Source organism: Cohnella cellulosilytica (assembly GCF_042431195.1).
Lineage (GTDB): Bacteria > Bacillota > Bacilli > Paenibacillales > Paenibacillaceae > Cohnella > Cohnella cellulosilytica.
In genome coordinates this window covers 74833-88764 of record NZ_JBHMDN010000073.1, presented here as the reverse complement: position 1 = coordinate 88764, position 13932 = coordinate 74833, and the positions used below count along the sequence as shown (strand labels likewise).

8 protein-coding genes are annotated in these 13932 nt (G+C 59.1%); 4 read left to right on the top strand and 4 right to left on the bottom strand.

All coding sequences use genetic code 11. The features are described from left to right. Positions 1-81: 81 nt before the first annotated feature. Both ACFFT4_RS31690 and ACFFT4_RS31685 read right to left on the bottom strand, forming a co-directional pair. Complete coding sequence (locus ACFFT4_RS31690) at positions 82-2649, bottom strand: hypothetical protein (RefSeq protein WP_378053227.1); 2568 nt, start codon at positions 2647-2649, stop codon at positions 82-84. Between the two features lie 18 nt (positions 2650-2667). After that, entirely contained in the window at positions 2668-4458 is a 1791-nt protein-coding gene (locus tag ACFFT4_RS31685) for an S-layer homology domain-containing protein (protein ID WP_378053225.1), read from the bottom strand. A 487-nt stretch (positions 4459-4945) separates the two neighbouring features. Here ACFFT4_RS31685 and ACFFT4_RS31680 point away from each other — a divergent pair, with 487 nt between their 5' ends. From ACFFT4_RS31680 to ACFFT4_RS31665, 4 genes are all read left to right on the top strand, one after another. Beyond that, positions 4946-6217, top strand: coding sequence for an ABC transporter substrate-binding protein (locus ACFFT4_RS31680; protein WP_378053223.1), 1272 nt, complete (start codon positions 4946-4948; stop codon positions 6215-6217). A gap of 90 nt (positions 6218-6307) precedes the next feature. After that, on the top strand, positions 6308-7198 hold the full coding sequence (locus ACFFT4_RS31675) for a carbohydrate ABC transporter permease (RefSeq protein WP_378053220.1): 891 nt from the start codon (positions 6308-6310) through the stop codon (positions 7196-7198). Positions 7199-7238: 40 nt separating this feature from the next. Beyond that, on the top strand, positions 7239-8117 hold the full coding sequence (locus ACFFT4_RS31670; protein WP_378053218.1) for a carbohydrate ABC transporter permease: 879 nt from the start codon (positions 7239-7241) through the stop codon (positions 8115-8117). Positions 8118-8365: 248 nt separating this feature from the next. After that, positions 8366-11548 carry a hybrid sensor histidine kinase/response regulator gene (locus ACFFT4_RS31665; RefSeq protein WP_378053216.1) on the top strand — a complete coding sequence of 1061 codons (3183 nt, stop codon included), beginning with the start codon at positions 8366-8368 and terminating at the stop codon, positions 11546-11548. Here the strand turns inward: ACFFT4_RS31665 and ACFFT4_RS31660 are convergent. Further along, positions 11490-12749, bottom strand: a complete 1260-nt coding sequence (locus ACFFT4_RS31660; protein WP_378053214.1) for an MFS transporter — start codon at positions 12747-12749, stop codon at positions 11490-11492. The genes ACFFT4_RS31665 and ACFFT4_RS31660 overlap by 59 nt on opposite strands. Next, positions 12746-13876 carry a saccharopine dehydrogenase family protein gene (locus ACFFT4_RS31655; protein ID WP_378053212.1) on the bottom strand — a complete coding sequence of 377 codons (1131 nt, stop codon included), beginning with the start codon at positions 13874-13876 and terminating at the stop codon, positions 12746-12748. The genes ACFFT4_RS31660 and ACFFT4_RS31655 overlap by 4 nt, the downstream gene beginning before the upstream one ends. Between the last annotated feature and the right edge of the window lie 56 nt (positions 13877-13932).

Sequence of the window (13932 nt, the reverse complement as noted above, 5' to 3'; positions counted from 1 at the left end):
ATGCGGGCGCGGCCCGGAGCCGCAAAAAAGAGGGGCGACCCCCTCTTTTTTTTGTGCGTCCGCGCGCCTTTTTCCGGCGTATTACCGCGCTTCTTCAATAATGCCGAAGTAACGCCCGAGCCAGTAAGGCAGCGTAACGATCGTGCCGCTCTCCATCGTCTTGTACGTGTAGTTGTAGTTCGGGTCGACGCTGTACGCGCCGTTATCGGTACGGAACGGATTGCCGTTGTTTTTCATAACCCGGCGCTCGTCGGTGGGCAGAGCGTAGTTCACCTGCTTGTCTTTCTTGTCTCTGTCCCCGTTCTCGATGAAGAAAACATCCTGACGGTTGTACTGTGCCGGAACAGAAATCAAATATTCGGGCATGCGGTACATATAGCGTACGGCGGAGGCGATGTCCACGGTCTTGTCCTCCGGGTGGGCCAGTTGATAGAGGAACGTGTAGAACGGATTCTCTTCGCGAACCTCATTCTCGTACCATTGATCGTAGGCGGCGACGATCTCCGCGCGTCTCGCAGGGTTCTGCTCCAGCAAAATCAGCTGATACACCGGGAACCATCCGAGCTCTTCGTCCGAATAGTTGATGTACTGCGTCCAGTCGTTGTGCAGGGTGGCATTGATATTGCTGTCCTCCTGCTCGTCGCCGGTATGACGGTAGTTATCCCGGGTTACGATCTCGTTGTCCAGCACGTTGTAGGCGTTGGTCGCTTGGCGGATCAGCCGTCGTTCGATATATTCCTGAGCCAGATGGATGTAGCCTTTGCCGTTGGCGTAAGGCTCGGCTTTGCTGTATTCCGGTTCGAAGGCTTGATCGTAAGCCGTCTGGTATCTGGCCGAATCGAGCGGATAAGCTTCCGCCGTCACGTAAGACGCCGTTTTCAGGAACGCCATCAGCTGCAGGGCATTCAGCGGACCGTCCTCGAAGCCGTAGGACAGCGCATCGTCTCCGTTGGCGTCCACGCCGACCTTGGAGGCCCATTGGGGTTGGCTTTCCATCGCGCCTCTGCCGTCGTTGAAATATTTCGCCAGCCAGCGCGACCACTGCGTGGACTTGCCTGTGGCGTCTTCGATGTAATAGTTATCGTTCTTGAGAATCAGATCGGCCATCCGATGAGCCGCCTCGGTCACATAATTCTTCAGCTCGGCAAGCTGCGGATCCGACGTATCGTCGCATAAGTATTTGTACGCCGTGAAGAACAGCGCGGAGTGACCCGCTACTTCGTCGGAGGACGTATCCGCTTTATACACGATCTGGTTCATATCGATATAATTGTCCGGGCCGATGGCGCTTGCCGGGAACAAATCGTTGAAGAAGGTCGGAATCTGCTCGTATACCGGAACGGTCAGTTGGAACAGCGGAGGATTGCTCGCGCTGGTGCTCGTATCCTCCCCGGCTTTATTGTTGTTTGTCTGGGCGGTGATGACAGGCATGACTTGATACACGTCAACGCCGTCCACCGTATCCACTCTGGTCTTGATGTCGCTGCCCAGCTTCTGCCCGGCCGGGCGCACTGCGTTCAGCTCGTCGATCGCCTCCTGGCTTAGGCCCAGACCGTTGTAGTTCATCACGTTCGTTCCTCCGGAGGGGAACAGCGTGTCGCCTTTTTTGCTCATCGCGTCCTTGGTCACTCGAACGATCGAATAGCCGATCGGCTGCGCGCCGTCGCTCCGCTGCATCGTCGGAATGATCGGATTGGAAGCCGCATACACGGCGTCCGTCACGCTGACGCGGTGATGGAACCAGAAACCGTTCTGGCTCTGATACCCGTAGTCGTCGCCCGTCGAAGTCTGAGCCGCATTCTCTGACGTCAACATATAAGAGCGAGCCGGGAAGCCGTTGCCCCTTCCCGAGACGTAATCCAGCAGCAATACCGCTTTCGTCGCGCGAATCGCGTCCGCCTTGGCCGCATCGATCTCGCTCTGCTTCGCGCCCTCGGTCTTGAGCGTCTGATAGCGGAAAATTTCCCCGATTGCATACATGGCCGTCCACAAGCCGTCGTTGTCGTCCGTTTTCGGATTGGACGTAAACGTCCCCTTGTCGAAATCGATGCCCGTCTCGCCCGGATTCGGCGTAAACGTATACTCGGTCCCCGTCACCATGCCGCGGCGATCCTGCACGGCATCGTTCAGCATCTCGTAGACATGCGTTTTCTCGTAAATCGTTTTGACCCGCAGCTCGATATGCGTAACGCCGCTGGCCGTCCGCACCCATACGCCGCCCTTGCCGTCGCTGGCCAGCCCGGTTACGACGTCGTCGCCGCCGTACAAATATCGGGGGCCCGCCATGTACTGGACGATGTCCCTTGCGTCCTTCTCCTTGAAGTTGACGCGCTGCAGCCCGTTCGTCGTGCCGATCCAGTAGACGCCGTCGGCATCCTTGAGCGCGCTCGTCACGTCCCCGGTCACCGCGGTCGGCAGGAACGTCAAATCCTCCTTGGCGGTCACCCAATCGATCGTCTCGGGCAGAGCCGCGCCCGCTTTGTAGTAGGAAACGTGCTTCGTCGGCGTCGCTTCCAGTTGGTACGCTTGATATTTCGCTCCGGCCGGCTTACCGGCCGACCCGAACGCTTGGGCGACGGGAAGCGAGAAGAGCATGGCCGCCGCCAACGCGCCCGCCGCCAGCTTGGTCCGTTTGGTCGTGTTGAACATGGATTCAATCCCCTTTCCTTATTTTCGAATATACGATACGCCGTGCTCCGTGATCGCAAAGACGCCGGTACCGCCGTCCGAGATCAGAAGCAGCGTCTTGTTGTCTGCAAGCTGCTTGTTCTCCGCCGTATATTCCGTCATCGCGTTCGTCGCCAGGTTGATTTTCGTGACGCCGTTGTCCGTGCCGATCCACAGGTTGTCGCGTCTGGCGTCCAGCACGGAGGTGTTGACGCCTCTCAGAGAAGCGAAAATGGAAGGCTTCACTTCGTAATCGGCATTGACGAACGTGCGAGCGTTCGTGAAATTCGGCAGCGTCGATCCCACGACGGCGTTCGCCGTCTGCGGATCATAGGTTGGATCGCCCAGAAAGCGCACATACTGCTTGACGTCCCCGTACGTTCCCGTCTCCGCAAATCCGCCGAGCACCTGATCGTAGCTGTAAATTTTCGTGCTCATATCCACGGTTCCGCCGCCGGAGCCTCCGCCGCCTGTTCCGCCTCCCCCGGCGCTCCCGCTGCCGACAGAGCTCTCCGCGACGGATTTGCCGGCGATGGTCGCGCTTTTCGCGTTTAACGACCATTTGTCCGGCGCTTTCTCGAAAGCGACGCCCTCCGCGTTAATGACGGCCTCGCCGATGTCGCCGGAGCCGGTCAGCGTTACGCCCGCATCCGCGATCACCCGTCCGATTTGCGCCTGGCCGTCCAGCTTGGCCTGCGCGCCGCCGGCCCGCTCGGTGAAGATCAGCGTTTCGATTGCGGAAGCCCCCACGTTGACGGTCGCCGAAGAATCGACCGTTAGAAGCGTAACGTCGCCGGTTACGGAAATTGTTCCCGATGCGCCGGCGCGAACGTTCAGGCTGCCGATCGGGGCGTTCGTCTCGTTGACGATGGCCGCGCCGGTCAGCGCTTCGATCCCTTTCTTCACGGAAGAGCTTCCGTTTAGAATCAGCTTGGGTTCGCTTTGCGGGCTGTTGATCTTAACCGCGCCTGCTTGCGAGTTCTTCAGGACAAGGCCTTCCGTCCCGCCTCCGAGCACATAGATCGTGCCTTCGACGATACAATCCTCAAGCGTGAAGCCGCCTTCGCCGATCCCCGGAGCGAGATACAGGTCGCCGGCAATTTTCGCCCCCTTCAGAACGCCGCCGGCCGTGTTGACCACGACATTGCGCCCGGTTACATTCTCGTGGACGGAAGAATCGTTGATCAGGCTTCCCATAATGTTGCTGATCATTTTGACGGCCTCCGCGCGGGACATTCCTTTTTTCGGCAGGAACGCCCCTCCCCCGGCCCCTTGCGCGTAACCGGCTTCCTTCAGCGCATAGACCGCCGTCGACGCCCATGAGGCGATCGCCCCGTCGTCCGTGAACGTTCCGGACGGGCTGTTCGCGGACGCGACGTCGAACACGCGGCTCAGAATCACCGCAGCCTCTTCCCGGGTCAGCGCGGCCAAGGGCTGGGCGTTGCCCCGGGTGTCGCCCTGCAGAATGCCCGCGGCATGGGCTTTGGCGATCTCCGCGGCATACCAGGCCGAAGCGTCAACATCCGCGAATGTCTTGTCGCTCATGGCCCGGTAGTTGAACACCCGGTTAACGAAAGCCAGAAACTCGGCCCTGTTGATCGTTTGCTGCGGGCGAAGCAGACCGTTGCCGTCTCCCTTCAACAATCCGGCTTCCACCCAGTAGTTCAGTTCCGCGGAAGCCCAGGCCGGAATCGGCTCCTTCGTCGCGGATGCGCTCGTCCATTGCCCGCAAGCAAAAATCATGGTCGACGTCATGACGACGGCAATCCCCTTTTGCAATTTTGTTCTCACATTCGTTCCTCCTTTGGCTTTATACCGGAGCAAGCCCCGCTTGCATCGCGCCGCAGTCGGCCAATGTATCCGAAAGCGGTTGCAGTTCCGAGTCTCCCCTTTCCTCCCGTTGAAAAATATTGTAGTAACATTTCAACTTTAATTATTTATGATTATAACAAATTGTCAACCTATTTATTTTGTTACAAACAAAAAAGGGATTTAGCGTTTCTCTCTCTTTCGGCGGTGCGCCCCCTATGAAAACGTTAAAATTCGCGGAAAAACGGAATAATTCCATTGACAATATGTTGTTACGATCTATACAATGCAATTATATTGTTACTACAAATTTGCCGTAAGGGTGATTTGTAAGACAACATGAACTTGTTAAGGTGGTGAGCGCCATTCCCCTGTTCGACATCGGGCTTTGCCGGTGAACGCCCTCCTCCGGAGAGGTTGACAGAGGTTGACATGAAGCCAATTCCATAAAAAAGGGAGATCATCACACATGAAGAAAACGCTTACCGTACTCGCGTCGACACTGCTGGCGTCGGCCGCGCTCGCCGGATGCTCCGGCTCCTCCTCCAACAAGGACGAAACTACGCTTCGAATCGCCATGGTGTCCCCTGGCGAAGGCGTCATTAAAGTGTGGGAGCAAATCCGGGACAAATACGAAGCCGACCACCCCGGCGTTAAAGTCGAGCTGAACTATCAAGAGGACGCGATCTATCAATCCGTCGGTCTGCCCAACCTGCTGAACGGAGCGAACGCTCCGGACATTTACTTCGAATGGGCCGGCGAACGGCTTCGCAACCGGATCGAGGGCGGCTATGCGGCCGATCTGACCGAAGCGTTGAAGCAGGACGGCCTTAAGGACGCCTTCTCCGAAGGAGATTTCAAAGGCATCGCATTCGACGGTAAAACCTACATGATTCCGACGGCCAGCGACGTCTCCAACGTGATCTGGTACAACAAGAAGCTTTTCGCCGAAGCCGGCGTCGAGCCTCCGCAGACGTGGGAGCAATTTCTGGAGATTTCCGAGAAGCTGAAGACCGCGGGCATTAAGCCGCTCGTCTCCGGCAACAAGGATTTGTGGCCGGGCGGCAACTGGATCGCCCACCTCGTCTCCCGAGTCGTGGGAGAGCAAGCTTACGGAGACGCGCTGCAATTGGAGCAGCCGTTCAGTTCCCCCGATTTTGTAACCGCCTTCGGCTATGCGCGAGAGCTGTGGGACAAAGGATATCTGAACGACAGCGTGAACGCGATCGCCGACGACGAAGGAGACTCCTTGTTCTTTAACGGTCAGGCGGCTATGCATCCGATCGGAAGCTGGCTCGTCTCCGGCGCGATGGAAAGCGCGCCCGAGCTGGAGCTCGGATACTTCAATCTGCCGGCCATGCCGGGAGGCAAAGGCGATCAGACGAGCGTTCTCGGCGTTCAGAACGGCTTCGTCATCAACGCCAAGTCGGCCCATTTCCAGGAGGCCGTCGACTTTATGGCCGAATACAGCTCGCCGGAATCGTCCAGATTGCTGGCCGATGCGGGCGCGATGCCGGTCGCCAAGGGCGGCGTCGATCCGGAGCACACGGACGCGCTGTCGCTCAGCCTGATCGAGATGATGAAATCGTCGTCGACGGTCGTATCCCCTCCGGACATCGGTTACAACGTCGAAGTGGCGAACGCCTTCAACATGGCGGTCTCGCAGGTGCTCGGAGGCGTCAAGACGGCCGAGGAAGCGCTCGCCGAGCTGGACGGCACGATCGCGCCGCTGAAAAAATAACCGGCAAACAGGGACGATCCGCAGCAAGGGAGGCTCCCTCCGCCCGCCGGATCGTCCCTCTCGCAGCATTCGCATGATGGAGGTGGAACCGTGAATCGCTCCAAAACAACATTCAGTCTTTCTCCTTACCTGTTTGTCGCCCCGGCCGCTCTGCTGTTCGGCCTGACGATCATCCTTCCGATCGCGCTGACGTTCGCGTTCAGCTTCTATGACTGGAACGGCTTCGGCGCGATGAAGTTCGTCGGCTTCGACAACTACGCGCGAGCGTTTCACGATCGCGTGTACCTGGCGTCTTACTGGCATATTTTCATTTACATCGTTCTGACCGTCGTTCTCGAGGTGTTCTGCGGGCTGCTGCTCGCCGGATTGATCACGATGAAGAGGCGCGGCAGCGGCCTGTTCCGGGTTGCCTTCTTCACTCCGGTCATGCTGCCGATGATCGTCGTCTCCTACTTGTGGAAGTTCGTCTACAATTCCGACTTCGGCTTGATCAACGCCCTCCTCTCCGGCATCGGCCTGGAGAGCTGGACCCGGGTATGGCTCGGAGATCCGCAAATCGCCCTGTACGCGGTCACCTTCGTATCCGGATGGGTGTACGCCGGCTACTATATGACCATTTTCTACGCGGGTATTCAACGCATTCCGAACGATATTTACGAATCCGCTTATTTGGACGGGGCGACCGACCGGGATATTTTCTTCAAAATCAAAATCCCGATGATCCGCGATCTCGTCGACGTCGCGATCATGCTGTGCGTGTTGGGAGGCTTCCAGGCCTTCGACCTGTTCTATGTCATGACGAACGGCGGACCTTACAACTCTACGGAAATCGTGACGACCTACATTGTGAAGGTCGTATTCAGCAATATGAGCGTCGGCTACGGCTCGGCTCTGGCTGTGCTTATGTCCATCGTTATCGCGATTCTCGGCATCCTGACCAACAAGCTGAAGAAAAAAGAAAGCGGCTCTCTCGAATATTAAGAGAGCGCCGCCCAGACAGAGAAGAAAAGAGGTGCCGTCCATGGCCGCTGCCGCCTGGAGCGCGAACGGCGCGAATGCCGGCAAGGAACGCAGCGCCCCGCTGCGCCGATTGTCCCGCGTTTCCTACTATGTTTTCATGATCGTGCTCTCGTGTTTTTATTTTTACCCGATGATCTGGCTGGTGCTCTCCTCGTTCCGGGAAAACCAGGCGATCTTTACAAGCCCTTTTCGCTGGCCGGAGCAGGTCGACTTCGGCAACTGGTCGGAGGCGTGGCGCATCGGGCACATCGGCAAATATGCCGGAAACAGCGTCATCGTAACCTCCCTGACGATCGTCTGCATTTTGCTGTTCGCCAGCATGGCGGCGTTCGCCTTCAGCAAGCTGCCGTTCAAAGGCGGCAAAGCGCTGCTCCTGATGTTCGTTGTCGGGCTGTTCATGCCGCTGCAATCGTTTTTTATCGCGCAGAGCTACATTTTCGAGAGATTGAGTCTGAAGGATTCCCCTCTGGGTCTCATCCTGCCCTACATCGGCGTCGGACTGCCGCTGGCGGTGTTCCTGCTCAAGTCGTTCCTCGATTCCTTGCCGAAGGATCTGATCGAGGCCTCCCGAATCGACGGCTGCAACAATCGCGTGCTGTTCGTGCGCATCATCGTCCCCTTGTTGGCTCCGGGTCTGGCGACCGTGGCGATCTTCTCGTCCCTGAACGCTTGGAACGAGCTGCTGCTGGCGATGCTGTACATCCAGAACGACGACTTGAAGACGCTGCCCGTCGGTCTGCTCGCGTTCTCCAGCCGCTATGTGACCAACTACAAGCTGCTGTTCTCCGCGCTGGCGCTCATCACCATTCCGATGATTCTGGCTTACGTCCTCTTCCACAAAAGAATTGTCAGCGGACTGACGGAAGGTTCTTTGAAGTAGGAGCGAATACCGCACTTGGCGAAAATGGACCGGGCCTCTCCTTGGAGAAAGGCCCGGTCCATTTGTGTCCCGCCGGAAACGAAATCGACGATTGTTCGCGATCCGAACGGAAGTCCGAAGGGCGGAACGAGCGGATAAAAAGAAGCCTCCCGCGGCTATAACAGTTTTGGTATAGTAGAATCAGAGCGTCAAATCGGGTATCTACCGAATGCCAGAACGATAACGCGCGAAACGAGGCCAGACCCTGGATGCAGCAGATCGGACCCCTTACGGTAAAAAAACCGGGATTCAACCGAAGCGCCCTGAAATATACCGCCCTTATGATCGCCATTCTGGGGATTCTTCTCTGCCTCCGATGGGTATGGTCTCAGACCTTCTATACGCTGGAGGCTCCTCGTCCCGTCGACGGCGTACTGGACATGCGCGGTGTCGATCTGGAGAACTCTCCTCCTTTTTTTCTGAACGGCCAATGGCTCTTTTACCCCGATCAGCTTCTGTCGCACGCCGACCTTGAATCGGGGGACAAGCCGTCCCGCACGATCGAGGTTCCGGGAGACTGGAAGGAAACGCTCGGGTCCGACTTGTCTTACGGCTACGGGACGTACAGGCTGCGCATTCTGATCGATCCGCTCAGGAAGCCGGTCGCAATGTGGATCAAAAATATCGAAGCCTCCTCCGACGTCGAAATCAATGGCTTATCGGAAGGCAGCATCGGCAATCCCGCCGCAAGCGCGGGGGAATATAAGCCGCGCAACATATCGTACACCTCCTCCTACACGATAGCGGGAACGACCGAGCTGGACGTGCTGATTCGCGTGGCCAACTACGACGAACCGTTCTACGGCGGAATCGTCCGTTCCATTCGTTTCGGCTCGCAAGCCGCGATCGATCAGGTGAGATGGACTTCGATCGGTTCGCAGCTGGTTACGATTATGATTTTGTTCCTGCACGGCTTGTACGCTTTTATTCTCTTCTTGTTTAACCGGCGCGAGCGGGCTTTACCGACGATGGCCTTGTTGACCGTGTCCGTCGGACTGGCTTTGCTGTCGGGACAGGACAACCTGCTGCAAACGGTGATCCCGATTCCGTATACCGGACTGCTGCGGATCAGACTGATTTCCCTGCTGTGGCAAAACCTGTTCATGATCGCCCTGTTCCGCAGGCTGATCTCGGCGCCGCCGCGCAACGCCTTCCTGAGAGCCTACGGGGCGCTGCTGGCCGTCTTGACGGGGATCCTCCTTGTGGCTCCCGCTTCCTGGGCCAACGCCTTCGTCGATTTTAGCGTTTTTATCGGCATTTATTCGATCCCGTTCTTCTGGCTCTTCTACATCGTGGGCCAAATGATCGTCAATCGTCGGAACGACAAGGACGTTGCGTTCCTGTTATTGACCGCGGCCGGCATTATCTCGAACTTGACCTGGAGCGTATTCGAATCCGACATCGACGTCACGACCGTCTATTATCCGATCGACCTGCTGATCACGATGGCCGGTTTCTCCACTTACTGGTTCAAGAAGTATTTTCGGCAGGCGAACCAGAACAGCGTGCTCAACGACCAGTTAAAAAAAGCCGACAAGCTGAAGGATCAATTTCTCGCCAATACGTCCCACGAGCTGCGGACGCCGCTGCACGGCATCATGAATATCGCGCAGAACGTAGTGGCCAAGGAGAAGACCAGGCTGGAAGAAGGCAGTCTGAAAAATATGGAGCTGCTGATCACGATAAGCCGCCGAATGTCCCACATGCTGGGCGATCTTCTCGACGTCGCGCGGCTGCAGGAGAGCCGGATCGTCCTGCAGCAGGAGCCGCTGCACGCGCAGGCGATCGCTCCGGGCGTCATCGGCATGCTGCAATTCATGATTCAAGGCAAAGGCGTTCGACTGGATACGAATATTCCCGAGACGCTGCCGCCGGTGCTGGCCGACGAGAAACGGCTCGTGCAAATTTTGTACAACCTCCTGCACAATGCCATAAAATATACCGAGGAAGGAACGATCTCCGTCACCGCGGAGCTGCGGAACGGACGGGCCGTCATTCATGTGGCCGACACCGGAGTCGGCATGGACGAGCAGACGCAGGCGCGGATATTCCTCCCTTACGAGCAGGGCGCCTACGGAATCAACGACGGACGGGGAATCGGGCTGGGGCTGAGCATCTGCAAACAGCTCGTGGAGCTGCACGGAGGGACTTTGCGCGTCCGCTCCGCGCCGGGACAAGGCTCGGTCTTCAGCTTCGATCTGCCGCTCGCGGATTCCCGGTCCGTTCATGCTTCGTCCGCACCGCTTACGCCTCAGCGGTTATCGGACGAGACGGAAGGGCGGTTCGCCGGGCTGACGATGCCGGACATCGCCCATAACGAAGCGGCGGCGGCATTGCCGATTCCCCCTCTTCTGAACGATAAGGAGCTTTATATATTGGCCGTGGACGACGACCCCGTCAATCTGAGCGTGCTGGTCGGCATTCTGGAGCAAGAGCCTTATCGCATCGCCACGGTGCAATCCGCCCGCGAAGCGCTTGATCTGCTCGGCACCAGGCCGTGGGATCTGCTGATCGCCGACGTGATGATGCCGCAGATGTCGGGCTACGAGCTGACGCAGAAAGTCCGGGAGCGCTATTCGATGTCCGAGCTTCCGGTGCTGCTGCTCACCGCGCGCAGCCAGCCCGCCGACATCTATACCGGTTTCCTGTCGGGCGCCAGCGATTACGTGACCAAGCCGGTGGACGCCTTGGAGCTGAAATACCGCATTCGGGCGTTAACCTCGCTTAAGCAATCCATTAACGAGCGCCTGAGGATGGAGGCCGCTTACCTGCAAGCGCAGATCCACCCCCATTTTCTGTTCAATACGCTGAATTCGATTATGGCGCTGAGCGAGATCGATACGGAGGAAATGCGCAGACTGGGCACCGCCTTCGCCTCCTTCTTGCGAATCAGCTTCGACTTTCTGAATACGGGGGAGCTTGTCGAGCTCTCTCACGAGCTCGATCTGGTCCAGGCCTATCTGCAAATCGAGAAGGCGCGGTTCGAGGAAAGGCTGAAGATCGCGTGGGAGGTGGAACCGGGCCTCGATCCGCTCGTTCCTCCGCTGTCCATTCAGCCGCTCGTGGAAAATGCCGTGAAGCACGGCGCGCTTGGCCGGAATATCGGCGGCACCGTCCGGGTGCGTATCGTTCGCCTGGAAAATTCCGTACGGGTCGAAGTGGCGGACGACGGACAGGGCATGGAACAAGAGCAGATCGATCTGCTGCTGAACTCCTCCCTTCACGACAAAGGAGGCATCGGCATCGCCAATACGCATCGGCGATTGATTCAGCAGTTCGGGCAGGGCTTGTCCATTCTCAGCCTGCCGGGACAGGGAACGACGGTGTCGTTCGTTATTCCTGACGAGCGCGCCGAAACCCGGGCGCCCGCGCCCAGAGCACGACGGGAATGAGCAATAGGGCCACCGCTCCGCCGGCGAAGGATAGCGCCGCATAACTGGATTCGGCGACGACCATGCCGGACAACGCGCCTCCCGAAGCTCCGGTCAGCGCGATCAGAACGTCGATCGTCCCCTGCGTCTTGGCGCGGGCGGCCGGCGGCGCGGCGTCGACGATCAGGGCCGTGCCGCTGATCAGGCCGAAGTTCCAGCCGAGACCGAGCAAAGCTAACGCCGCAATCAGCAGCGGCACCGAATGCGCCGGAGCCGCAGCGGCGAGAACTCCCGCGAGCAGCAGCGTAATTCCGGATGCGCAGGCCATTGCGCGGCGGCCGATCCGGTCGACGAGCGCCCCGGTCGCCAAGGAAGGAAGATACATCGCGCCGACATGAATGCCGATGACCAGCCCGATCTCTCCGAGCCCATGCCCATGATGCTGCATATGGATCGGCGTCATTGTCATAATCGCGACCATCACGACCTGCGTCAGCACCATCACTGTCGCTCCGACGATCAGGCCGCGATTGCGAAACGGAGACGGCGGGCGATCCGCTTCTTCGGCCGAAGCCTCGGTCGAGCCGGCTTCCCGCTTGGCGGCGAGAGCTTGGGCCGCGAGATAGGGGTCTGGACGGAGTAAAACAAGCAGCAACAGCCCGGCTAACGAGAACGCGGCCGCCGACAGCAGGAACGGTCCGGTCAACGGAGGAAGACCGAAGGATGCGGCGAAGTCCCCCATCGGCTCGACCAGGTTCGGCCCGGCCACCGCGCCGAAGGTCGTCGCCGCCATCGACAGACTGACTGCTTTTGCCCGTTGTCCCGGCTTGGCCAGATCGGTGCCGGCATAGCGAGCCTGCAAATTTGTCGACGTCCCCGCTCCGTAGATCAACATGCAGGCCAGCAGCAGCGCCAGTTGATTCGCCGCTCCTGCGATCACGATGCCGATCGCCCCAAGCCCTCCGGCCAGAAATCCCGACGACAAGCCGATCCGGCGCCCGTAACGATGCGTCAGCCGGCCCACCAAGTAAGCCGATCCCGCGGAGCCCAGCGTAACGAGCGCCACGGGTATGCCCGCAAAGCCCTCCGCGCCTATCATCTCCCCGGCCAGCAGCGCCCCTACGGTTATCCCCGCGGCAAGTCCCGCTCCGCCGAAAATCTGAGAAATAACGACGACGATCAGCGTCCTGCGGTAAAGCCGCTTTATCTTGCTCTCCGTCATCGCCTCTTCCCCCGTTCGGTTATTGCAGCAGCGCCCTTGCCGCGATCCATATCGCCTAACGAACGGATTTCCGTCTCCAGCGGCTCTTCCTTCAGACGGCTCATTCCCTGCCAATCCAGCAGCTGCTCGATCGAGAAAACGCCTCCCGGCAGCGCCGTACGATAGACGGCCTCGGCGACGTCGAGCGCGCATCGGGCCGTCAGCTCGGATTGCCGACGGCCTTGCAGCCGATATTCGGCGACGGCCGCTTTGCCATCCTTCTCCCCGATCGCTTCGACTTGGACGACAAAGCGGTCCGAGCCGAGACGCATCCGACCGAAGCATGCGATCGCCGCTGAACGGACCGGCTTCAGTCCGAGCAGGGAACCCAAGCCGAGCTTGCGCGCCGCCGCGAGCAGCGTCGTCGCGGCGGCCGGGTCGAAGCACAGTCTCGTCGACACGCTGGGGACGCCCAACGTCACCGGCAGAGAACGCTGATCGGAGAAGGGAAATCGATAAGCGCGCTTTCGGCCGATCGCGCCCCGAAAATCCGCCACCCTCGCATCCGTAAAGCTGCCCGCGAGTTCCGTGCGGCCGTGCCGCGTAATCTCGAAGCGGGCTCTCAGATTGTCCACGGTCCATTCGACCGCCGCTTTGCCGTGCCGGTCGCCCAATCCGAGGAGGATCGTAATCTCGATCTCCTCGGTTCGATCGAGACGGCGATGGGCTTCCAGCGCCAGCAAATTCGTTACGCCCGGCGCGAGCCCCGCGTTCATAACGGCCGTCGAGCCGCCTCGCTCCGCCAGCTCCCGCAGCGCCTCCGCTCGAGCCAGGAACGAGAGGTTGGCCGACACGTCGATATAATGGATGCCGCTCAGGAGACAAGCGCGCATAAAGACGATGCCCCGCTGATCCAGACACATGACGACCAAGCGGACTCCGGCCAGCGCTTCGGGGTCGACGGGCCGGCCAATGTCCAGCCGCATGGGCAGAACCCTCCCCTCTGTCCCTCGACAAAACCGCTCCGCGCGCTCCAGGTTTCTGCCCGCCGCATACACTTTGCCGGGAAATTGGCGCCCGAGCTCCTCGCATACGCCGCGGCCAACCGCTCCATATCCCCCAACGACAACGATCCGATCCTTGTTCATCTTGCTCTTGCCAGCTCCCTTGCTTATTCTAGATGGTAACGGGTTTATTCCCACTC

Bases quoted from the DNA above. Each gene is read 5' to 3' on its own strand.
- ACFFT4_RS31690 (WP_378053227.1), bottom strand. From the start codon at position 2,649: ATGTTCAACACGACCAAACGGACCAAGCTGGCGGCGGGCGCGTTGGCG.
- ACFFT4_RS31680 (WP_378053223.1), top strand. From the start codon at position 4,946: ATGAAGAAAACGCTTACCGTACTCGCGTCGACACTGCTGGCGTCGGCC.
- ACFFT4_RS31670 (WP_378053218.1), top strand. From the start codon at position 7,239: ATGGCCGCTGCCGCCTGGAGCGCGAACGGCGCGAATGCCGGCAAGGAA.
- ACFFT4_RS31665 (WP_378053216.1), top strand. From the start codon at position 8,366: ATGCAGCAGATCGGACCCCTTACGGTAAAAAAACCGGGATTCAACCGA.
- ACFFT4_RS31660 (WP_378053214.1), bottom strand. From the start codon at position 12,749: ATGACGGAGAGCAAGATAAAGCGGCTTTACCGCAGGACGCTGATCGTC.
- ACFFT4_RS31655 (WP_378053212.1), bottom strand. From the start codon at position 13,876: ATGAACAAGGATCGGATCGTTGTCGTTGGGGGATATGGAGCGGTTGGC.